The organism is Stenotrophomonas sp. WHRI 8082, assembly GCF_040223995.2.
In the GTDB taxonomy this organism is placed as follows: domain Bacteria; phylum Pseudomonadota; class Gammaproteobacteria; order Xanthomonadales; family Xanthomonadaceae; genus Stenotrophomonas.
This window is the reverse complement of the sequence record NZ_CP167826.1, coordinates 1,564,805-1,586,342: the sequence shown is the minus strand read 5'-3', so window position 1 is coordinate 1,586,342 and position 21,538 is coordinate 1,564,805. Positions and strand designations below refer to the sequence as shown.

The 21,538-nt window shown below is 66.0% G+C and carries 19 protein-coding genes; 10 read left to right on the top strand and 9 right to left on the bottom strand.

Annotated features, from left to right (window positions below):
* Positions 1–188 precede the first annotated feature (188 nt).
* Positions 189–1,829, bottom strand: coding sequence for an AarF/UbiB family protein (locus ABRP17_RS06995; protein ID WP_349985793.1), 1,641 nt, complete (start codon positions 1,827–1,829; stop codon positions 189–191).
* 188 nt (positions 1,830–2,017) lie between these two features.
* On the opposite strand from ABRP17_RS06995, the gene ABRP17_RS06990 reads away from it, so the two are divergent.
* Positions 2,018–2,959: a DUF808 domain-containing protein gene (locus ABRP17_RS06990; protein ID WP_349985791.1), complete on the top strand. Its 942-nt coding sequence runs from the start codon at positions 2,018–2,020 to the stop codon at positions 2,957–2,959.
* 127 nt (positions 2,960–3,086) lie between these two features.
* Here the strand turns inward: ABRP17_RS06990 and ABRP17_RS06985 are convergent, their stop codons facing one another.
* Positions 3,087–4,616 carry a GGDEF domain-containing protein gene (locus tag ABRP17_RS06985; RefSeq protein ID WP_349985790.1) on the bottom strand — a complete coding sequence of 510 codons (1,530 nt, stop codon included), beginning with the start codon at positions 4,614–4,616 and terminating at the stop codon, positions 3,087–3,089.
* Positions 4,617–4,727: 111 nt separating this feature from the next.
* On the opposite strand from ABRP17_RS06985, the gene ABRP17_RS06980 reads away from it, so the two are divergent.
* Entirely contained in the window at positions 4,728–5,363 is a 636-nt protein-coding gene (locus ABRP17_RS06980; RefSeq protein WP_188325290.1) for an NAD-dependent dehydratase, read from the top strand.
* A 147-nt stretch (positions 5,364–5,510) separates the two neighbouring features.
* Here ABRP17_RS06980 and ABRP17_RS06975 read toward each other — a convergent pair whose 3' ends face one another.
* The 4 genes from ABRP17_RS06975 to pdhA all read right to left on the bottom strand — a co-directional run bounded on the left by ABRP17_RS06975 (position 5,511) and on the right by pdhA (position 9,399).
* Positions 5,511–6,905: a dihydrolipoamide acetyltransferase family protein gene (locus tag ABRP17_RS06975; RefSeq protein ID WP_192082566.1), complete on the bottom strand. Its 1,395-nt coding sequence runs from the start codon at positions 6,903–6,905 to the stop codon at positions 5,511–5,513.
* Entirely contained in the window at positions 6,902–7,255 is a 354-nt protein-coding gene (locus tag ABRP17_RS06970; protein WP_188325288.1) for an SH3 domain-containing protein, read from the bottom strand. The genes ABRP17_RS06975 and ABRP17_RS06970 overlap by 4 nt, the downstream gene beginning before the upstream one ends.
* 1 nt (position 7,256) lies before the next feature.
* Positions 7,257–8,243 carry an alpha-ketoacid dehydrogenase subunit beta gene (locus ABRP17_RS06965; protein ID WP_372486974.1) on the bottom strand — a complete coding sequence of 329 codons (987 nt, stop codon included), beginning with the start codon at positions 8,241–8,243 and terminating at the stop codon, positions 7,257–7,259.
* 73 nt (positions 8,244–8,316) lie between these two features.
* Positions 8,317–9,399, bottom strand: coding sequence for a pyruvate dehydrogenase (acetyl-transferring) E1 component subunit alpha (pdhA, locus tag ABRP17_RS06960; RefSeq protein ID WP_188325286.1), 1,083 nt, complete (start codon positions 9,397–9,399; stop codon positions 8,317–8,319).
* A gap of 349 nt (positions 9,400–9,748) precedes the next feature.
* Here pdhA and ABRP17_RS06955 point away from each other — a divergent pair, with 349 nt between their 5' ends.
* The gene (locus tag ABRP17_RS06955) at positions 9,749–10,603 is read left to right on the top strand and encodes a tryptophan 2,3-dioxygenase (protein ID WP_188325285.1); all 855 of its coding nucleotides are present in this window, start codon (positions 9,749–9,751) and stop codon (positions 10,601–10,603) included.
* Positions 10,604–10,630: 27 nt separating this feature from the next.
* On the opposite strand, the gene ABRP17_RS06950 is transcribed toward ABRP17_RS06955, so the two are convergent.
* The gene (locus ABRP17_RS06950) at positions 10,631–12,253 is read right to left on the bottom strand and encodes an alpha/beta hydrolase (protein WP_349985789.1); all 1,623 of its coding nucleotides are present in this window, start codon (positions 12,251–12,253) and stop codon (positions 10,631–10,633) included.
* Between the two features lie 377 nt (positions 12,254–12,630).
* Between ABRP17_RS06950 and ABRP17_RS06945 the strand changes: the two genes are divergently transcribed.
* The 3 genes from ABRP17_RS06945 (at position 12,631) to ABRP17_RS06935 (ending at position 15,942) form a co-directional block, all read left to right on the top strand.
* Positions 12,631–14,136 carry a peptide MFS transporter gene (locus tag ABRP17_RS06945; RefSeq protein WP_188325283.1) on the top strand — a complete coding sequence of 502 codons (1,506 nt, stop codon included), beginning with the start codon at positions 12,631–12,633 and terminating at the stop codon, positions 14,134–14,136.
* A gap of 11 nt (positions 14,137–14,147) precedes the next feature.
* A complete protein-coding gene (locus tag ABRP17_RS06940; protein WP_188325282.1) occupies positions 14,148–14,741 on the top strand; it encodes a thioredoxin family protein in 594 nt (197 codons plus the stop codon).
* Positions 14,742–14,835: 94 nt separating this feature from the next.
* Positions 14,836–15,942: a hypothetical protein gene (locus ABRP17_RS06935; protein WP_349985788.1), complete on the top strand. Its 1,107-nt coding sequence runs from the start codon at positions 14,836–14,838 to the stop codon at positions 15,940–15,942.
* A gap of 172 nt (positions 15,943–16,114) precedes the next feature.
* Here the strand turns inward: ABRP17_RS06935 and ABRP17_RS06930 are convergent, their stop codons facing one another.
* Entirely contained in the window at positions 16,115–16,603 is a 489-nt protein-coding gene (locus ABRP17_RS06930; RefSeq protein WP_188325281.1) for a MarR family winged helix-turn-helix transcriptional regulator, read from the bottom strand.
* A gap of 123 nt (positions 16,604–16,726) precedes the next feature.
* Between ABRP17_RS06930 and hppD the strand changes: the two genes are divergently transcribed.
* Both hppD and hmgA read left to right on the top strand, forming a co-directional pair.
* Positions 16,727–17,839, top strand: coding sequence for a 4-hydroxyphenylpyruvate dioxygenase (gene hppD, locus ABRP17_RS06925; RefSeq protein ID WP_188325280.1), 1,113 nt, complete (start codon positions 16,727–16,729; stop codon positions 17,837–17,839).
* 59 nt (positions 17,840–17,898) lie between these two features.
* A complete protein-coding gene (gene hmgA / locus ABRP17_RS06920; protein WP_188325279.1) occupies positions 17,899–19,203 on the top strand; it encodes a homogentisate 1,2-dioxygenase in 1,305 nt (434 codons plus the stop codon).
* Positions 19,204–19,214: 11 nt separating this feature from the next.
* On the opposite strand, the gene ABRP17_RS06915 is transcribed toward hmgA, so the two are convergent.
* Entirely contained in the window at positions 19,215–19,745 is a 531-nt protein-coding gene (locus ABRP17_RS06915; RefSeq protein ID WP_188325278.1) for a hypothetical protein, read from the bottom strand.
* Positions 19,746–19,866: 121 nt separating this feature from the next.
* Here ABRP17_RS06915 and ABRP17_RS06910 point away from each other — a divergent pair, with 121 nt between their 5' ends.
* Both ABRP17_RS06910 and ABRP17_RS06905 read left to right on the top strand, forming a co-directional pair.
* A complete protein-coding gene (locus ABRP17_RS06910; RefSeq protein ID WP_188325277.1) occupies positions 19,867–20,490 on the top strand; it encodes a hypothetical protein in 624 nt (207 codons plus the stop codon).
* Between the two features lie 86 nt (positions 20,491–20,576).
* A complete protein-coding gene (locus ABRP17_RS06905) occupies positions 20,577–21,533 on the top strand; it encodes a sodium:calcium antiporter (RefSeq protein ID WP_349985787.1) in 957 nt (318 codons plus the stop codon).
* Positions 21,534–21,538: the final 5 nt, after the last annotated feature.

Here is a 21,538-nt window from a genome sequence, read left to right as displayed (position 1 = left end):
TGCCTGCACGAACCTGACTGAAATGTTTGCCGAAAACGATAAAAGTGGATAAATCGTCAGCTTTGTGGCGTTCGTGTGAATCGCGCGATGGCGCGTGGTGTGATGCGCATTGGTAGAGCCGACTTCAGTCGGCTGGCTTCGACCGTAATGCGCCAGCAGCCGACTGAAGTCGGCTCTACGCGTTGGCTCTACCGGTGGCCGCGTTCTTCGCGGGCGCGGGCGCGGCGGTCGAACAGTAGTGCGCTGGTGATGATGCCCAGGCCGAGGAACACGCCGATCAACATCAGTATCATCGCGATCGCGGGGTAGCCGAACAGGTGCACGCCGTTGTCCACCTTCATCATCAGCGCCGACGCCAGGATCAGCGCGGCGGTGACGATGCCGGCCGACACGCGGTTGGCGATCTTCTGCAGGTTTTCCATCAGGCGCGATTCTTCCAGCCCCGTCACCTTCATCTGCAGCCGGTTTTCAGCCAGCAATGCGAGGATGTCGGTCATCTTGCGGGGGCCAACGCGCAGCAGTTCCTGCACTTCCATCGCTTCGCTGGCCAGGTTGGCCGCCGACAATGATTTCTTCAGCCGCGCGCGCATCACGTGCTGCAGCTGCTTCTCGACGATGCGTCGCGTATCCAGTGTTGGTGACAGCAGGCGGCACACCGATTCCAGGTTCAACAGGGCCTTGCCGATCAGGCTCAGTTCCGGCGGCGTGCGCAGGCCGCTGGCGGTGGCGATACGCACCATGTCCAGCACCACGCGGCCTTCGGAGTAGTGATTGCTGGCGGCGTACCGCGCAATCATCTGGCCGGTCTCGCGCAGGTAGCGTTCTTCTTCGAACGATTCCAGCCGCGTGCTGATCGCGATGATCTCGTCGGCGACTTCCTCGCCACGGCCATCCACCGCAGCGAACAATACCTTCAACAGACGCTCGCGCAGGCGCGGCGGCATATGCGCGACCATGCCCAGGTCGAAGATGGCCAAGCGGCCGTCGTGGGTCACGCGCAGGTTGCCGGGATGCGGGTCGGCGTGGATTTCGCCGTGCACGAAAATCTGGTCCAGGTAGCCGCGGATCAGCGCAGCCGCCAGCGGGTCCATCGAGTATTCGGTGCGCCGGATATCCGGGATCATGTCCACGCGCACGCCGTCGGCGAGCTGCATCGTCAGCACGCGGTTGCTGCAGTAGTCCCAGATGGGCTGCGGGACCCACAGCGGCTTGAACGGTCGCAGGTGTTGGCCGAAGCGCTGCAGGTTTTCTGCTTCTGCCTGGTAATCCAGCTCCTGCATCAGGGTCTTGGCGAACTCGTTCAACCAGTCGCGCAGGCGCACACGGCGCCCCACCTGGGTCAGGTGGTCGGCGGCCAGCGCAAAGCTGCGCAGCGCTTCCAGATCTGATCGCAGCTGCGCGGCGACCTCGGGCTTCTGCACTTTGACAGCGACTTCGCGGCCATCGCGCAGCGTGGCACGGTGCACCTGGGCAATGGAGGCGCAGCCCAGCGGAACGGGATCGAAGCTGGCGAACAACGTGGAGACGGTGGCGCCCAGTTCTTTCTCGATGATGGCGTGAATCCGCTCCACCGGGATCGGCGCGACGCTTTCCTGCATCCGCTCCAGCGCCGTGGCGAACTCCACCGGCACCATGTCCGGCCGGGTCGACAGCATCTGCCCGAGCTTGACGAAGGTCGGGCCGAGGGATTCCAGGTCGGTGACGAACTGCTCCGGGTTGCCGTCCGGCGGCACGTCGGGTGCGCCTGCAGCGTCCAGGTTCATGCCGGAGAACACGCCGGAATTGCGGTAGCGCATCAACAGCCGCAGGATCTGGCTGCGGCGGTTCATGCCGGTGATCAGCGGCGGGTTGGCAGACGCGGCAGGCGGGTTGTTCAAGCAGGACTCCGCGATGGTGCAGGAGGCCCAGTGTGGCGGGGGCAAGGTGGTGGAGTGGTGAATCCGGTGGTGTCTTTTGGGATTCACGCCTTTTAGGTCAGAATCCGCCTTCTTCCTCCCCCTCTGATGATGGACCCTCCATGGCCGGTGCCAGCCTGTTCACCCTGCTCGACGACATCGCCACGCTGCTGGACGATGTGGCGGTCCTGACCAAAGTCGCCGCGAAGAAGACCGCCGGTGTGCTGGGTGACGATCTGGCGCTCAATGCACAGCAGGTCACGGGCATGAGCGCGAACCGCGAACTGCCGGTGATCTGGGCGGTGGCCAAGGGCTCGTTCGTCAACAAGCTGATCCTGGTGCCGGCCGCCTTGGCGATCAGCGCCTTGGAGGCGTGGTTGAAATCCCGCGGGTACAACGTGCCCCTGATCGTGCCGTTGATGATGCTGGGCGGTGCCTTCCTCTGCTACGAGGGCGTGGAGAAGCTGGCACACCGCTTCCTGCACCCGGCCGAGGAAGACGAAGCGAAGCAGGCAGAGCATCGGCAGGCGCTGGCCGACGACACGGTGGACATGGTGGCTTTCGAGAAGGACAAGGTGAAGGGCGCGATCCGCACCGATTTCATCCTGTCGGCCGAGGTGATCGTGCTGACCCTGGGCGTGGTGGTGTCTTCCGGCGCGGCCTTCATGCAGCAGGTGCTGACGCTGAGCGTGGTGGCCGTGGCGATGACGGTGTTCGTCTACGGACTGGTCGGCGGCATCGTCAAGATCGACGACGCGGGTCTCTACCTGGCGAAGAACGGCGGTGCGGTGGCCGCGTTCGGACGCGGCATGGTGGCCGGTGCCCCCTGGCTGATGAAGTTCCTGTCCATCGCCGGTACGGCCGCGATGTTCCTGGTCGGCGGAGGCATTCTGGTGCACAACGTGCCGCCGCTGCACCACTGGGTGCTGGAGCATGGCGGCGAAGGCCAGTGGGCCTGGCTGATCAATGCACTGGTGAACGTGGGCGTGGGCCTGGTGGTCGGTGCGCTGGTGCTGGGAGCGGTGATGCTGGTGCAGAAGCTGCGCGGCAAGCCCGCACACTGAGAGTCGGACGGCCAGCGGCCGTCGCTACCGATGGCGGGAATCCTGACGGCCAGCGGCCGTCGCTACCGATGGCGGGAATCCTGACGGCCAGCGGCCGTCACTACCAGAAGCGGCCGTCACTACCGGGTCAACCGGCCTGTACGCGGTTGCGGCCCTCGCGCTTGGCCGCGTACAGGGCCTCGTCTGCGCGTCGCAGCAGGGTTTCGGCGCTGTCGGTCGGCTGCCACTGCGTCAGGCCGGCGCTGAAGTGCACCGGCACGCGGTGGTCCTGCACGTGCAGCACGCGCTGCGCCAGCGAACGCTGCAGGCGCTGCAGGGTGGACATGCTGTCGGCCCCGGGGGTATCGGGCATCACCAACACGAACTCGTCGCCGCCCAGCCGCGCCACGCTGTCACTGGCCCGCAGCAGCAACTGGCAGACACTGACGAAATGGCGAAGCACCGCGTCCCCGCCTGCGTGACCGTACTGGGAATTGGTCTGGCCGAACTCGTCCAGGTCGATCACCGCCACCGACAGCGCGCTACCGCCCCGCGATGAGCGGGCGAGTTCGGATTGCAGCAGGTCGTCCAGGCCGCGCCGGTTGAGTGCTCCCGTCAGGGGATCTGTGCGGACCAGATCGGTCACTTCCCGCAGATCATTCTCCAGCTGGGCGATGCGCTGTTCGGCCACTTCCACTTCCAGCCGCGCATTGGCCAGATGATCACGGGCCTGCGCGGCCTGCTGCTGCACGCGGCCGGTGTCGTGCAGCACGCCCTGCAGCAGCTGGTTGAGATCGGCGATGCTGCGCGCCTCGCGCAGGGCCAACGCGTAGCTGCTGATGCGATCATGATACTCGCCGGTGCTGTTGGCCATGCCATCAAGCTGCTGCACGAAATCGCCCATCAGCCCGCGCATGGCTGCCTTGGAATCGGTGATGCCCTGCTTGAGCAGGCCCTGTTTGTAGATCACTTGGCGCAGCTCGGCGCGGGTGCGTTCGACGGCCGACGTATCCAAGGGCCCGGCCAGCAGCTGGCGCACCGCATCGATCTGTCCGTGCAGCCACGCGCCGTCGTCCAGCAGCTCACTGATGTTCTCCAGCAGCAGGTCAAACAGGCCCAACAGCAGTTCGTCGCGTTCCTGCCACGCCTCGCTGCGCACGCCGATCTGGTGGCCCAGCTCGCGCAGGTTGTTTTCCAGTCCATCCAGCGGCTGCCCAGGCTGCCACTGCTTCCATGCGGCGGCCTGGGTGATGGCCTGCTCGCGCAACTGCGGGTCGTGCTGCAGCAGGCTGGCCACGGTGATGCCCAGCACGTGGCGCAGCTGCTCGCGCAGGCGCTCGCTGTCGGGCTGGCCGGCCGGGGAATGCTGTTCGATGGTGCGGATGTATTTGTCGATCAGCTGGCGCATCGCCCGGCCATAGCGTGGCCAGTCCGCGCCGGCCTGCGCCGATTGCAGGCGGTCGCCCATGTCGCCCAGCTCGCCGGGAAGGGTCGCCATGCCGTCGGCGAACGCCGCCAGCAGCGTCTCTGGCTGCTCTGCGCCGATGAAGATCTGCTGCAGCGTCCGCCCATCGACGTGGCGCGGGCCCGCATCGGACGTTGCCGGTGCGGCACGCACATGCGCCAGCGGCCCGAGCTGGGTGCCGGCGGCAGGGCGTGGTACAGGGCGGTCCGTCATGCTGTGATCCGTGGGGAGGTGGGGGCTGGTGACAGCATATCGGCGCGGTCGACGTTGGCTTTATACCTGTCCAGCCCTCACGATGGCAGCAACGCGCCATGGGAGAGGACGATGCGGGTGATGCTGCTGGGAGCAACGGGTCTGGTGGGTGGCCAGGCGCTGCAGATTCTGCTGGAGGATACGCGCTGCACGGCGCTGATCGCGCCCACGCGACGCCCGCTGCCAATGAGCGCGGCAAAGCTGGACAACCCGGTGCTGGATTTCGAGCAGCTGCCCGGTACCGCGCCGTGGTGGGCGGTGGATGCGGTGGTCTGCGCGCTGGGCAGCACGTTGGCCCAGGCCGGCAGCCGCGAGGCCTTCCGGCGCATCGACCATGACTACCCGCTCACTTTTGCCGGCCAGGCGCACGCGCATGGCGCTGCCACGTTCGTGCTCAATTCGGCGGCGGGTGCGGATGCGGGCTCGCGGTTCTTCTACAACCGGGTCAAGGGCGATCTGGAGCAGGATCTGCGTGAGCTGGGCTTTGATTCGCTGACCCTGGTGAGGCCGGGGCTGATCGGCGGCGAGCGCGCGCAGAAGCGCACAGGGGAACATCTGGCATCGAAGGTGCTGGGCCTGCTGGGTCCGGTGCTGCCGCGCGGTTGGCGGATCAATCCGGCGGAGAAGATCGCAGCGACGCTGGTGGAAGCGGCGTTGGTGCCGCGGCCGGGCGAACAGGTGGTGGCTGCGCGGGACCTCGCGGGCTGAGCCCACGAGTGTTTCGCTGACGGCCTGCGGCCGTCACTACCGGACAAGCGGGGGGGCTTGGTTGGGGCAGGTTCCCTTGCCCTGCAAAGGAACCTGCCCGCTACGCCTTCCGGGTTTCGCTGACGGCCCTCGGCCGTCCCTACCGGATCAGTTGGCCAGGGCCAGATCGTCCATCATGGTGCGCAGGAAGCGTGCCGCCTCACCGCCGGTGGCGGCGCGGTGGTCGAAGGTCACCGACAGCGGGATCACCTTGTGCGCTTCCACGCCGCCCATCACCGGGGTCATCTGGTGGCGGGCGCGACCGGCGGCCACGATCGCCACGCACGGCGGCACGACCACCGGGGTGGCGTAGCGACCGGCGAACATGCCGAAGTTGGACAGCGAGATCGTGTAGCCGCTCAGTTCGGAGGCGGCGATCGAGCGCCCTTCCACCTGCTCGCGAAGGCGGTTGACGCCCTCGCGGATGCCACGTGCGTCCAGCATGTCCGCGTTGCGCAGGGCCGGCACGAACAGGCCGTCATCGGTGTCCACCGCGATGCCCACGTCCACGTGCGCATGCAGGGTGCGGGTCAGCGCCTCGCCATCGAACCAGGCGTTGAGCGCCGGCACCTTCTGGCAGGCCACCACGATCGCCCGCACCAGGCGGCCGGTCATGTCGGTGCCCGGCTGCCAGGCATGGATGTCGGCGTCGTCGTTCAGCGTCGTCGGCACGACCTTGCTGTGCGCGTCGGCCATGACACGGGCCATGTTCCGACGCACGCCCTTCAGCTGCTCCGGCTGGCCCTTGGCGACCACGCCCGGCGGCTGGGTGCGCATCGGCTTGCCGGCGGCGGACATCGGCGCGCGCTGGCTTTCCACGCGGGCCGGGGCCGGTGCGGCCATCGCCTGCATGGCAGCCGGCGCAGGTGCCGATCCGACCTTGGCACTGCCATCAGCGGCCGCCTGCTTCACGTCCGCCATCGTCACTGCGTTGTCGGTGCCACTGGCACGCACGCGCGACAGGTCGACACCCAGCTTGCGCGCCATGGCCCGCACCGCGGGTACGGCCTTGACCCCGCCTACGGCCACCGCCTGTTCGGCGTGCACGGTGTTGGAGCTCTGCATCGCGCCCACCACGGTGCCGGCGTCATCGCGCTCGCCACCTTCCTTGATCTCACCCCCCTCGTCAGAGGCCACCACCTTGTCCGGCTGTGCCGGAGCGGGCTGGCCGGTGCTCGGCGTGGGCGACGGTGCTGCGGGTGCGGCATGGCCATGGCTGTGGCCGGTGTCCTGGCCATCGGCACGCTGCGGCATGTTGGGGTCGATCTCGAAACTGGCCAGCACGGCACCGGTCGGGATGATGTCGCCCGCCGCTCCGGACAGCTTCAGGATCTTGCCGGAGACGGGCGAAGGCACCTCGACCACGGCCTTGGCGGTTTCCATCGATACCAGCGGCTCGTCCAGCTTGATCGTGTCGCCTTCCTTGACGAACCATTCCACGATGGTTGCGTCCGGCAGGCCTTCGCCCAGGTCGGGCAGGTTGAAATTCTTGGTCTGGCTCATGTGCAGTTCTCTTCCAGCAGTTCCAGTTCGCGGGCCGGCAGCCAGCCCGTCGCGCCGTTTGCGCGCTCGGACCACCACCAGCCCCCATGTTCGTGATGTAGCCGTACCATCTCGCCGTTTTCCACATCCAGCTCGCGCGCATCGTAGTCGCGCAGGGCTTCCGCGCGGCCCTCATCAAGCCGCTGCAACCACGCGACCGGTGCCCAGCCGGCGCGCCCATCCGTGGTGCGCACCCAGGCAAAGGCCGGCCATTCTTCGTCACGTACACCGACTTCGACGATCTGGCCGGTGTGGAACCGGAGCGGGTTGGGATACTGGCTGCGATACGGGCCAAGCAAGCGGGCCCACATATCAGCCTGCCGCAATGGCGCGCTTGGCGGCCGTCACGATCCGCTCCACGCTGGGCAGGTACTTCATTTCCAGGCGGAACAGCGGAATGTGCGTGTCATAGCCGGTCACGCGCTCCACCGGGGCCAGCAGGTCGTACAGCGATTCCTCGGCCAGGCGCGCGGCGATCTCCGCACCGAAGCCCGCCGTCTTCGGCGCCTCCTGCACGATCACGCAGCGACCGGTCTTGGCGACCGATTCGGCGATGGTGGCGAAGTCCAGCGGACGCAGCGTGGCGACGTCGATGACTTCGGCACTGATGCCCTCACCGGCCAGCTTGTCAGCCGCTTCCAGGGCTTCCTTCACCTGCGCGCCCCAGGTCACCAGGGTCACGTCGGTACCGTCGCGCAGCACAAAGCACACATCCAGCGGCAGCGCCTCGCCATCGTTGACCACCACTTCCTTGTACTGGCGGTAGATGCGCTTGGGCTCCATGTAGATCACCGGATCCGGCTCGCGGATCGCGGCCAGCAGCAGGCCATAGGCACGCTGCGGCGAGGACGGCAGCACCACGCGCAGCCCCGGCACGTTGGTGAAGATGGATTCGTTGGCTTCGCTGTGGTGTTCCGGTGCACGGATGCCACCGCCCCACGGCACGCGCAGCACCATCGGGCAGTGCAGGCGGCCACGCGTACGAGTACGCAGGCGCGCGGCATGGCAGATGATGTGGTCGACCATCGGGTACATGAAGCCGTCGAACTGCGCTTCGGCCACCGGCTTCATGCCTTGTGCGGCCAGGCCGATGGTCAGGCCGGCGATGGTGGTTTCATCCAGCGGGGTATCAAGGATGCGGTTGGCGCCGAAGCGCTGCTGCAGGCCGGCGGTGGCGCGGAACACGCCGCCGTTGACGCCGACGTCCTCACCCAGCACCAGCACCGATTTGTCGTGCTCCAGCTCCCAGGCCAATGCCTGGGTGATGGCTTCGATCAGGGTGATGGGCGTAGTGGTCATGACCGTGTCTCCACCGGCGACAGCAGCGCTGTCGGCGGCATTGGTGCGGGACGCAGGAGCGCCGTGCTTGATCTCATCCATGACGCTGCTCCAGGGCGATGGCAGCAGCGCGCTGGGCCAGCAGGTCCGGCGGCGGATCGGCGTACAGGAAGTCGAACATCGCCTCGACCGGCTGCACCGGCGTGTTGAGGTACTGGTTCACGTCCTCGTCCACGCGCGTCCCGCACTCCTCGATCCACGCCTTTTCTTCGGCTTCGCTCCAGACGCCCTGCGCGGTCAGGTACTTGCGCAGGCGCAGCATCGGCTCCAGCAACCAGGCATCCTTCACTTCGGCATCGTCGCGGTAGCGGCGTGCGTCGTCGGCGGTGGTGTGGTCGGACAGGCGATAGGTCATCAATTCCAGCACGGTGCCGCCATTGCCGGACAGGCCGCGTTCGCGCGCCTGCTCCATGGCGGCCAGCACGGCGATCAGGTCGTTGCCGTCCACCTGCAGGCAGTGCAGGCCACCGGCCAGGCCCTTCTGCGCCAGCGTTTCGGCACCGGTCTGCGCCGAGCGCGGAACGGAGATGGCCCAGCCGTTGTTGACGATGCACAGGATCAGCGGGAGCTTGTAGGCACCGGCGGAATTCAGTGCGGCATAGAAGTCGGTCTTGGAGCTGCCACCGTCGCCACAGACGGCCACGGCGACCTGCTTTTCGTCGTTGAGCTTGAACTTCAACGCAGCACCAGCCGCATGCAGGCACTGGGTGGAGATCGGCACGCAGAACGGGAAGTCCTTGGCCGCATTGCCACCGTAGTCGTTGCCACGCTCGTCGCCGCCCCAGTACATCAGCACGTCGTACGGGCGCACGCCGCGCATGAACATCGCGCCGTATTCGCGGTAACTGGGCGCGAACACATCGCCCACCGCCATGGCCGCGCCGATGCCCACATGCGCCGCTTCGTGGCCCAGGCAGGCGGCGTAGGTGCCCAGCTTGCCGGTGCGCTGCAGGGCGATGGACTTGCTGTCGAAGACGCGCACATAGAGCATCTGCTTGAACAGCGGGACCAGCACCTTGGGATCCCGCAGGGAAGCGGGCAGGTCATCACGGACGAGCTTCCCGTCCGCGTCCAGGTATTGGAGATATTCGATCTTGAACTCAGCAGCAACTGTCATTGCGGACGACACCTTCGACAGGAAGTTACAAATGATATGAATTGCCATGTTAAGGACGGCATAGGAAAAAGCTGTCCTGCGGCGCAGCAAGAGTTTGCCCGTTCAGTGCGCGTGTCCGTGCGCAGAACGCCAGCAACAGCAACGTATTCAGCCGATGCTGCACAGCACCACAATACCCCTCCGGCGCGGTCAGTGGCACAGGTAGGAATCGGTTCCACGCGCCAGTGCGCTGTATTTCACGTTCCACGCAACGGGGGCGATCACCTGGGAATGGATCGGGTGCGCTGGTGTTGCTCGTCCCTTGCCCGCGCCCTGCTACGCTTTGCGGCCTTTGACCGGTCCTGCCCCCATGTCCGTCGATAACAACCAACGCGATCTCGAAGCCGGTATCCATACGGATCTGCAGGATCGGCTGACCTACGGCGGCTACCTTCGGCTGGACCAGCTGCTGGCGGCGCAGCAGCCGCTGTCCAGCCCGCCGCATCACGACGAGATGCTGTTCATCATCCAGCACCAGACCTCGGAGCTGTGGCTGAAGCTGCTGGCGCACGAATTGCGGGCGGCGATCAGCTTCCTGCAGCGCGACCAGGTCTGGCAGTGCCAGAAGGTGCTCGCGCGCAGCAAGCTGGTGCTGCGCCAGCTGACCGAGCAGTGGTCGGTGCTGGAAACGCTGACACCCTCCGAGTACATGGGGTTCCGCGACGTGCTGGGGCCGTCTTCGGGCTTCCAGTCATTGCAGTACCGCTACATCGAGTTCCTGCTCGGCAACAAGAACGCGCAGATGCTGAAGGTGTTCGAGCATGACGTGGCCGGCCAGCAGCGCCTGCGCGAGACGCTGGAGGCCCCCAGCCTGTATGAGGAATTCCTGCAGTATCTTTCCCGCTTCGGTCATGACATCCCGGCGCAGTACCTGCAGCGTGACTGGAGCCAACCGCACGTGGCCGACGATGCACTGCACCCGGTGTTCGAGCGCATCTACCAGAACACCGATCGGTACTGGCGCGAGTACGCGCTGTGCGAAGACCTGGTGGATCTGGAGACCGCCTTCCAGCTGTGGCGCTTCCGCCATATGCGCACCGTGATGCGGGTGATCGGGTTCAAGCGCGGCACCGGGGGGTCGTCCGGCGTCGGGTTCCTGGCCAAGGCGCTGGAGCTCACGTTCTTCCCGGAGCTGTTCCAGGTGCGGACCACGCTGGAGGGGTGAGCTCCAGCGCGGTGTCTGGATGCGGTGTCAGCTGTCCGCAGGCATGCGCCGTTCCCCCCGCACTTGATGCGCGCGGGCTTCGATCTGGCGCAGTTTGTCCGTGGTCGACTGCACGGCCGCGGGCGCATGCTCGCAGACGTGCAGGCGTCCGGGTCGGATGCCGTCGGCCATGAACGCGGAGGTCACCCGATCAACGCACGATGAAACGCCGTTGTAGATCATGCCGTGGCCTTTCAGTCCAGCGGCGTAGACGATGGATGCGGAGGGAATGGACGTGAACGCATTGAATGCGGTTGCGCGCGGGGTGAATGCATCGAACTCCATCTGCAGCACCATCAGGTTCCGTACTGCATCCAAAGCTGCCATGTCGGGTCTTGCGGGTACTGAAACCGGCCAGTACGCACAGGGTTGATGGCTTTCCGTGCTGCCGCCGACCGGGTTTTCGCGCGCTTGACGATCCCCCATATCGTCCCAGAACGATGGCGGCTGAATGCCTTCCGCGCTGTTGCACAGAACGGTGTATTGGACGGAATAGGTGGGATCCAGGTTGAGTGGGCCCGGCGATTCCGGAGCACTGAACCAGTCGACCGCCGCATACTGCGCGGAACGTCGAGCAGCTGCGTCGACATCGGGATCATCGCTGAAGTGATGGCCCGCGATGCGTTCATCCAGCGCCTTTGCGTCCATGTCTGGCGATTCGCGCAGCCAGGATTGAAGCATGCGCGCGGCCATCAATGACTCGACGCTGCCAAGGCTGTACCTGACGGTGTCGCGGAAAACCGGCTCCAGATCGGCAAACAGGTCATCGATTGCCTGCCCATCCGTGCCCAGTCCATACACCGCGGGCTGGGCAATAGCGCGCTCGACCAGAAAACGCTGGTAGATCACCTGGCGGCTGTCTGATTTGGGAATGGCGGTGTACTGGATGCCCTTGGTCCAGTCGACGTTGGAATCCAGAATCATCCGATCAACGTGGTCGGGGAACAGGAGGCCATACCATGCGCCCAGTTCGGTGCCGTAGGACACGCCCCAGTAATTGATTTTTTCCTCACCCAGCTGAGTTCGCACCAGATCCATGTCACGTGCGGTCTGCTCGGTGGTAATGAATCGCGACCAAGGGTGGGCGCTGCATCCAGCGGCGATGACGGCGGCATTCTCATTGATGGCGATCAGATTTGCGCTTGAACGGTCATCGGTAATCCGGCCGTAGGGTTTCAGCACTGCCGAGGATCTACAGCGCAGTTCGCTCCCTGAGCTCAGCCCGCGGGGCTGTACCGCGATAAGGTCGTGGCGCTCGGAGATCCGGTGCTTGTCGCTCGCCCCAGCTGCCTCAGCCTCCCAGTTGGCGGGCAAGCTGGCGGTGAAGAACATGGCGCCCAGTCCTGGACCCCCGGGGTTCACCATCAGCACGCCGCGTCGCTCGGCCGGATGGGCGGCGCGCACGCGGAGCAGGTCGAGTGTCAGCGTGCCGGGCACTGATCCCCCATGATCCAGCGGGGCCTGGGTTTGTGAACACTCCAGTCGATCGCCAAGAAGGGGGAAGCTGCTTGAAATATCGTCCGGGCAGGAAGTCCATTTCAAGGGAGTGGCGGACGCGGAGGCTCCCATCAGCAGGGGCGCCATGACCAGTAACAGGGTCAATCGCTTCATGGAAAGTCCAGATAAGTAGGATGAGGTGACCCTGAGCCGCACTCAGCAATCAGCGTCGTTCCTGACGCTACGCGGACCCTGCCGGGGTGTCTTTGCGCAGATGTGCGGAAGTCAATTGGTAAGGACGCGTAGTGATCGATGATCGATAACCGACATAGGCGTGTCGTGTGTAGTGGCCGGCAATCGGGGCGAATGCGTCTGCTGCCGGTTCAGCTTCCTTGTCAGGAAGCTGAATTCGTTGCATTTGCAAGTTCAGCGAGCACGCGGCCTGTTGTTGCGATAAGCGTGTATTTGACGTGAACGCCAGAAGTCGGTGATGCTCGCGCGTTACGCCGGCACAGGGACGTGTCTGTCATCCACCGAACCAGGAATCCCGCATGAGCCTGAACGCCACTGCGAATACCCCCGAACCGGCTGTGCCGGAGTTCAAGACACTGCTAGGCCACCCGCGTCCGTTGTGGATGCTGTTCATGGCCGAGTTCTGGGAGCGCTTTGCGTTCTACGGCATCCGTTGGGCGATGGTGTTGTACATCGTGGCCCAGTTCCACGGCGGCGATGCCACCGGTGAACGGCCCGCCAGCGAGCTCTACGGTGCCTACCTAGCCCTGGTCTACGCAGGCGCGATCTTCGGTGGCTATGTCGCCGACAAGTTGATCGGGTTCCAGCGCTCCATCCTGCTGGGCGCTTTGTTCATGGCCGTCGGCCTGTTCATGCTGGCCTCGCCGACCGAGCTGCTGTTCAAGCTGGGCCTGGCCACCATCATCGTCGGCAATGGTCTGTTCAAGCCGATCATCTCCACGCTGGTCGGCAAGCTCTACCTGCAGGGCGATGCCCGCCGTGACTCCGGTTTCACCATCTTCTACATGGGCATCAACCTGGGCGCGATGATCGCCCCGGTGATCACCGGCTGGCTGGCGCGTGAGATCTTCGGCACCGACGCGATGCCGCATTACCAGATCGTCTTCATCTGCGCCGGCGTGGGCATGCTGGTGAGCCTGGTGTGGTTCTGGCTGGGCCGCAGCCAGCTGAAGGGCATCGGCGCGCCGGCACCGGGCCAGGAAAGCAATGGCCGCGTCGGCCTGGTCGCCATCGTCGGCGCCATCATCGGCGTGCCGCTGTTCTACTTCCTGCTGACCATCGACGCGCAGGCGCTGCAGATGCTGCTGATGGCGCTGTTCGTCGTGCCGGCCGTGATGCTGCTGGTGGAAGGCGTGCGCACAGGCACCGTGGCGCGCGACAAGGTCATCGCGATGCTGGTGATCTTCATGTTCAACGTCCTGTTCTGGATGTTCTTCGAACAGGCCGGCAGCTCGTTCACCTTCCTGGCCGATCGCATCGTCGACCGTCAGTTTGGTGACTGGACCTTCCCGCTGGAGTGGTTCCAGTCGGTCAACTCCATCGCCATCATCACCCTGGCCCCGCTGCTGGCGTGGATGTGGGTGAAGATGGGCCGCGCCAATCCGTCCATCCCGCGCAAGTTCGGCCTGGGCCTGGTGTTCAACGGCCTGGCCTTCCTGCTGCTGATGGTGGCCCTGTCGAGCATGGTCGACGGCGCGGGCAAGATCCCGTTCTGGACGCTGTTCATGGTGTATGTCATCCAGTCCGTGGGTGAGCTGTGCCTGTCGCCGATCGGCCTGTCGATGACCACCAAGCTTGCCCCGGCACGCCTGGGCGGCATGGCGATGGGTTGCTGGTTCCTGTCCATCGCCATTGGCAACAATCTGGCGGGCATCTTCGCCGGGCGGGTCAGCGGCGAAGGTGGCATGACCGTGCAATCCGCGCATGCCGGGTATACCTTTGGTTTCTACGCGTTGGTGGGCTCGGGCGTGCTGCTGTTCCTGGTGGCACCGCTGATCCAGAAGCTGATGCACGGCGTCAAGTAAGAGGAAAGCGCATGCGCAGGACAACAGGTTGGATATCCATGGGGCTGCTGGCCGCTGCATTGGCCGCGTGCTCGCAGCCCACTCCGGAGGCCAGCCAGGCGCCCGCGCAACCGCTTGATACGCGCCCCACCGGGACACCGGCCGCTGATCCCAGCGTGCCGGTGTCCTCGGGCAACAGCCCGGCGGCGGCGGATATCGCCGCCATCGCGGCGCTGAATGCCGCATTCGATCCGGCCCGTGACCCGGCCACCGACCTGGAAATGGCGAAGGTCGAAGCACAGCGCGGCAACAAGCGCATCATCCTGGACGTGGGCGGTGAATGGTGCCCGTGGTGCCACATCCTCGACAGGTTCGTCGAAGGCGATGCGGAAGTGCGCCGCCTGCGTGATGCGAACTACATCTGGATGAAGGTCAACTACAGTGAAGACAACGAGAACAAGGTCTTCCTGTCGCAGTACCCGGAAGTGAAGGGCTACCCGCATCTGTTCGTGCTGGATGCCGAAGGCGGCCTGCTGCATTCGCAGTTCACCGGCGAGCTGGAGCAGGGCAAGAGCTACGACCGGGCGAAGTTCCTCGCCTTCATGAAGGAATGGGCGCCGCGCTGATCGCGCGGGTGCCGGACTCAACTTCACCTCGCGGCCGCCGCTAACGGCAAGGTACCGACGCCACGCTGATCGTGGCGCGCGACCGGAGCGGCCGATGCACAGCGACCTTCTTGACCATCCCCCCGCCGACACCGTGGGCTTGCCGCCGGTGGCGGTGCTGATGGATGACAGCGTGGGCGACGCGGCGGTGTCTGCCGCCGCGACGGCCGTGCACACGCTGCCGATCATCGGGCTGCCGGACAACACCGTGCTGGCTGCGGCGGTGCAGAAGCTGGTGGAACAGAAAGCACAGCTGGACCTGCTGGCGCGCGATCCGAAGCTGGCCGGCCTGTTGCCGGCGGAGTGGATGGGCCCGGGTGCGCGTGCGCTGGATATCGGCAGCTTCGTGCAGAGCGTATTGCCGTTCCTGCGCACGGCCGAGCGCGGCCAGACCGCGCCCGTCCGCCTGCCGCTGCGCCACGTGCTGGGTGACAGTGGGCGCTGGAGCAAAGCGGACGTGGCCGAGCCACAGTCGCTGGCGTGGTTCCTGGCCAGCGACGAACGCGCGATGGCCGGTAGCAAGGATCACGCCGAGGCCTATCTGGTTGGCGCACTGGGGCTGGGCTGGATGCAGGAAGGACGCAGCCGCCCGGGCTTCCTGCGTGCGATGGGCGTGGAGACGCTGGCCGCGCGCACGAGCATGTTGGATTACCCTCCGGCCGAGGAGCTGTCGCTGTATTCCGCCACCGCCCATGGCCAGCTGCAGCTGTGGTGCGTGCACGGCCGTCGTCGCCTGCGCGCGCTGCCGGCGCCATGGCTCAGCGTGCCGCTGCTGACCGCCTATGGCGTGTCGGCGCCGGTGCCGTGGCCGGCCAGCTACCCGGCGGCGGGCGAAGTGGCCGGTGCGTTGGCGTTGGCCGGGCAGGGCCGGATCGCGCCGGAAGTGGACCTGCCCAAACTGGCACGCAGGATGGCGGAAGACGCGAGCGGCGAAGCCTGGCAGCCGGTCAGCCTGCTGCAGTTGGGTACATGGATGCCGCGCTGGCGCTTCTTCCTGGCGGCGTTTGTCGGCCTGCCGTCGGTACTGCTGGTGACCGCCGCGCTGGCGCTGCCGGGCGCCATTGAAGCGGCCACCGTGGCGGCATCGCTCGGCTTCGCCGCCGGGGCCATCGGCGCCCTGGCCGCACCGTGGGTCTACGCCCGCCGCAAGCATCTCAGCTGAGAGCCGAGGGGTAGAGCCGAGGGTAGAGCCGACTTCAGTCGGCTGCCTTGGCTCACCGCAGCCGGCTGAAGCCGGCTCTACCGAAGCGCGTGGGCCCACCGGTAGCGCCGAGCCGTGCTCGGCGGCGGGGTGCATCAGCTGCGGCAGGATCGGGGTCGCGGGCGCTTTCCTGCTATTCGCCCATGCGCTGCAGGCCTTCGCCGGCCAGGCGCAGGATCAGCGTTTCCAACAGCTGCTCTTCGTCTTCGCTGAGCACGGACATCAGCTTGCGGGTGGTTTCAATCACCAGCGGCGCGATGGTCTCGTACACCTCGAAGCCAGCCGCCGACAGCGCCAACACGGAGCGGCGGCGGTCGTCGCCGTGGGTTTCGCGCTTGATGAAGCCGCGCTCCAACAGACGTGCCACGGCGCGGCTCACCGCGACCTTGTCCATCGCCGTGCGCTCGGACACTTCGCTCGCCGATGAGCCCGGGTACAGGGCCAGGATGGTGATCACCCGCCATTCCGGGATCGCCAGGCCGTAACGGTCGCCGTAGAGCTTGGCGATGTTGCCGCTGACCCGGTTGGAGAGCACGCTCAGCCGGTACGGCAGGAACTGCTCCAGATCGAGCAGGACGTGCGAGGCGCGCACGCTGGTAGAGGCGGTATCGACTGGACTCATGTTGCGGTGCACCTTGCTGGTGGTTTCAGGTGTAACTATAAAGGGAATGCTGACCCCGCATTGTCGCGGGTCCCTCTGTCGACCGCACCTGGTTTGTTGCGGAAAAGTTTCGGAGCTTATGCCATGAATACCACCGTCCAGACCGCCTCGCACCCCAATCTCGGCATGCAGGTGACCACGTTCGAAAATCCGATGGGCATCGATGGCTTCGAGTTCGTCGAATTCGCCGCCCCTGCTGGCCGTGGCGAGGAGCTGCACGCCTACTTCCGCAGCATGGGCTTCACCGCCGTGCTGAAGCACAAGGCGCGCCCGATCACGGTCTATCGCCAGGGCGGGGTGAACTTCCTGGTCAACGAAGACCCGGATTCGTTCGCCGCCGATTTCGCCGACAAGCACGGCCCGTGCGCCTGCGGTTTCGCCATCCGCTTCCAGAAGCCGGGTGACGAGGTCTTCCAGACCGCATTGGGCAACGGTGCTGAAGCGATCGCGTTCAAGCCGGAGTCCAAGGCGGTGGACGCGCCGGTGATCAAGGGCATCGGCGATTGCATGCTGTATCTGGTTGACCGCTATGGCACGTCCGGCAGTATTTACGGCGACGATTACGCGCCGGTGGAAGGCGCCGATCCGGCGCCCGTTGGCTTCGGCCTGACCTTCATCGACCACCTGACCCACAACCTGTATTTCGGCAACATGCAGCAGTGGTCGGACTACTACGAGCGGCTGTTCAACTTCCGCGAGATCCGCTACTTCGACATCAAGGGCCTGAAGACCGGCCTGGTGTCCAAGGCGATGACCGCGCCCGATGGCATCGTGCGCATTCCGCTGAATGAATCGTCCGATCCGAAGAGCCAGATCAACGAATACCTCGACGCCTACAAGGGCGAGGGCATCCAGCATATCGCCTGTTTCACCGACGACATCTACGCAACCGTGGAAGCGATGCGCGAACAGGGTGTGCAGTTCCTGGATACGCCGGACACCTACTTCGACGTGATCGACCAACGTGTCCCCGGCCACGGCGAGGACGTTGCCCGGTTGGCGAAGAACAAGATCCTGATCGATGCCGACCCGGAAACCCACCAGCGCAAGCTGCTGCAGATCTTCACCTTGAACAGCATCGGGCCGATCTTCTTCGAGATCATCCAGCGCAAGGGCAATGAAGGGTTCGGCGAAGGCAACTTCACGGCACTGTTCGAAAGCATCGAGCGCGACCAGATGCGCCGCGGCGTACTGTAAGGTCGGTTCCGGCAAGGGTACGTGCCGGCCACTGGCCGGTACACAACAGGACGCTCCAGATGACCAACACGATGCAGGCACGCGGCTACCAGACGGGATTCGGCAACGAGTTCGCCAGTGAGGCCTTGGAAGGCGCGCTGCCGGTTGGACAGAATGCGCCGCAGACCGTCGCCCACGGTCTGTACGCGGAGCAGTTGTCCGGCACGGCGTTCACTGCGCCGCGTGGCGCCAATCGGCGCAGTTGGTTGTATCGGATCCGTCCTGCCGTCACCCACGGTGAGTTCACCGCGTTCGCGCAGCCGCAGGTGCAGGGCAGCTTCCACGGACTGGCCGCTGCGCCGGGCCAGCTGCGCTGGAGCCCGCTGCCGATGCCTGAAACGCCTACCGATTTCATCGAAGGGCTGTACACGATGGGCGGCAACGGCGGGCCGGACGCACACGCGGGCGTGGCGATCCACCTGTATGCCGCCAACCGCGACATGCAAGGTCGTTACTTCTACAACGCCGACGGCGAGCTGCTGATCGTGCCGCAGCTCGGTCGCCTGCGCCTGCTGACCGAGCTGGGCGTGGTGGAGGTCGAACCGCAGCAGATCGCGGTGGTTCCTCGCGGCATCCGCTTCCGCGTGGAGCTGCCCGATGGGCAGGCGCGCGGCTATGTGTGCGAGAACTTCGGTGCGCTGCTGAAGCTGCCGGACCTGGGGCCGATCGGCTCCAATGGACTGGCCAATCCGCGTGACTTCGAGACGCCGCACGCGGCGTTCGAGGACATCGACGGTGACTTCGAACTGGTGGCGAAATTCGATGGTCAGCTGTGGCGTGCGCCGATCGATCATTCACCGTTGGATGTAGTGGCCTGGCACGGCAACTACGCGCCCTACCGCTACGACCTGCGGCGTTTCAATACCATCGGTTCGATCAGCTTCGATCATCCGGATCCCTCGATCTTCCTGGTGCTGCATTCGCCCAGCGATACGCCCGGCACCAGCAACATGGATTTCGCGATCTTCCCGCCGCGTTGGCTGGTGGCGCAGCATACGTTCCGCCCGCCGTGGTTCCATCGCAACGTCGCCAGCGAGTTCATGGGGCTGGTGCACGGCGCCTACGATGCAAAGGCAGAAGGGTTCGTGCCGGGCGGTGCGTCGCTGCACAACTGCATGAGCGGCCACGGACCGGATGCGCCGACCTTCGACAAGGCCTCCGTGGCGGATCTGTCCAAGCCGGACGTGATCAAGGACACGATGGCTTTCATGTTCGAGACGCGCGGCGTGATCCGGCCGACCCAGCAGGCGGTGGCTGCGGGCCACCGGCAGGGCGACTACCAGCAGTGCTGGAACGGCCTGCGGAACCACTTCCGCACCCGCTGAAGCCGTCCCCGCTAAGCGGCCACGGCACCGAACGGGTTGCCGTGCTCGGTGGGCATGACTTCCAGCAGGCGCTCGCGCACGCGTTCGGCATAACCCACTGACGTCAGCGTGGGCAGCGCGAGCAGGGCCGACTGCATGGCCAGAACCACGTCACCATCGCTGCGGGATAGCTGCAGACCGCGGAGCAGCGTGGCGGCCTGGGGATGACGCTGCATCTCCAGGATGCCCAACAGATAGATGCGCGCAGCGGCCAGTGACCGCCGTCGCTCGGGACTGGCCGGCGGGATGCTGATCGGCACGCCCGCGTCCGCAGCAGTGGCCGGCCCTGTTGCCGACGGCGTCGCCTCCGGCGTGGTGAGCAGATAGCCCGCCTGCACCAGCTGGATCACCATCGCTGGCGTCTCTGGCCCGATCAACGCGGTCAGCGCGGCCAGGTCGCGCTGGCCATCGCAGAGGATGAGCAGGCGCCTCTGGCGCATGTCCAGCGGGGCCCGATGGGCCTGTAATGCAGTGCGGGCTTGGTCTGTCTTGCGCGGGAGCATGGCGGGCGGTCAGTGCGGTGCAGGCCGAGCCTGAACCGTTGCGGTTAAGCGCTGATGACAATGCGGCGTGTGCACATCGCCCGCGTTAGCGTCTGCCCACTACCTTCCCGGAGATACCGTCATGAAGATGCTGCCCCTCGCCGGCCTGCTGGCCCTGTCACTTTCCGCCTGCAGCAAGGCCCCGGAAACCGCGCAGGCCGGTGCGCCGTCCACTGCCGGAGCCGCGGCTTCGTCCGGAACCGACGCCAACCTGGCCAGCGACGCGGACATGGCGACAAAGTCGCCGGTCGATCTGCGCAGTGACAGCCCGGCACGCCTGGATGGCTACGGCGCCATCGCCCTTGGCGCCACGGTAGACGAAGTGCGCGGCCGCTTCGGCGCGCCACTGCAGGGTGAGGTGCCCGATGACGATTGCCATTACCTGCGTCCGGAAAAGGAATCGGCGGAAGGCCCGTGGCTGATGTTCGAGAGCAAGAAGCTGGTGCGCTACGACGTGCGCGGCCCGGGAGTCGTGGCACCGGGCGGTGGCCGGGTGGGCATGACCCTGGGTGAGCTGCAGCAGCTGTACCCCGAGCGTGCCGACGTGGGCCCGGACAAGTACGACGCGCAGGCACAGCACCTGCGCGTGCGGCCGGCACAGGAAGGGCAGGCGATCATGGACTTCACGGTGGCCGCGGATGGCAAGGTGGGCGCTTGGCGCGTGGGCAAGTCGCCACAGGTCGACTATGTGGAAGGCTGCGGCTGATCTCTCTCAAGGCGCAGCCGGCGTAGCCACCACAAGGCCTGATGCCGACGTAGAATCGCGGTCATCGCCTGCCGAAGGATCGCCCCATGATTGCCGCCGCTCTTGCGTGGTTCCTGCTCGGCCTGTTGCTGCTTGCGCTGGGTGGCGATTCCGTCGTCAAGGCGGCATCCGGGCTGGCACAGCGCTTCGGCGCGTCGCCCTTCACCGCCGGCCTGGTGCTGTTGGGGCTGGCGACGTCGGTGCCGGAGCTCGCCGTCAACGCCCGTGCGCTGACGGTGGGGCAGCCTGAGCTCGCGCTGGGCAATGCGGTCGGCAGCACGCTGGCCAACCTGGGCCTGACCCTCGCGGTGGCAGCGCTGGCGATGCCGTTGCTGCTGCGGGCACGCGCGCTGCGCAGTTCGTGGACGTGCCTGCTGCTGGGTGCGGTGCTGCTGCTGGTGTTCGGCCTGGACGGCGGGCTGCAACGCTGGGAAGGCGCGATCCTGCTGGCAGCCTTCGGGCTGGCGTTCGGCTGGCTGCTGCATGCGGGGCGGCGCGAGGCGCCGGAGGTGCAGGCGTCGATCGCCGACTCCGCTGCCTCACGCACGAACCTGTTGTTGAATGTCATCCGCCTCGCGCTTGCCGCCCTGACGCTGTACTGGGGTGCCCGGCTGGTGGTCGGCGCTGCGGCGGACTTCGGCACAGCGCTGGGCTGGACGCCGCTGCTGGTCGGCCTGCTGCCGGTGGCGATCGGCACCGCGCTGCCGGAAGTGGCGGCGGCGGTGATGGCCGCGCGCCGTGGCCAGGGCGACATGGTGCTGGGCCATGTACTGGGCTCGAGCGTGGTCAACCTGTTGCTGGTGATCGGCGCGATGGCGGTGATCCAGCCGCTCGCGCTGCCCGCTTCCTTCGTGCGTCTGGAACTGCCCGCCGTGCTGGCGTTCGCTCTGGTGCTGTATCCGATGCTGCGCGGCGACCTGCGCATCAGCCGCGTTGAGGGCGGGGTACTGCTCGCTGCCTTCGTTGCCTGGATAGGCCTGGAACTGGCGCTGCTGGCAAGCTGACCCCG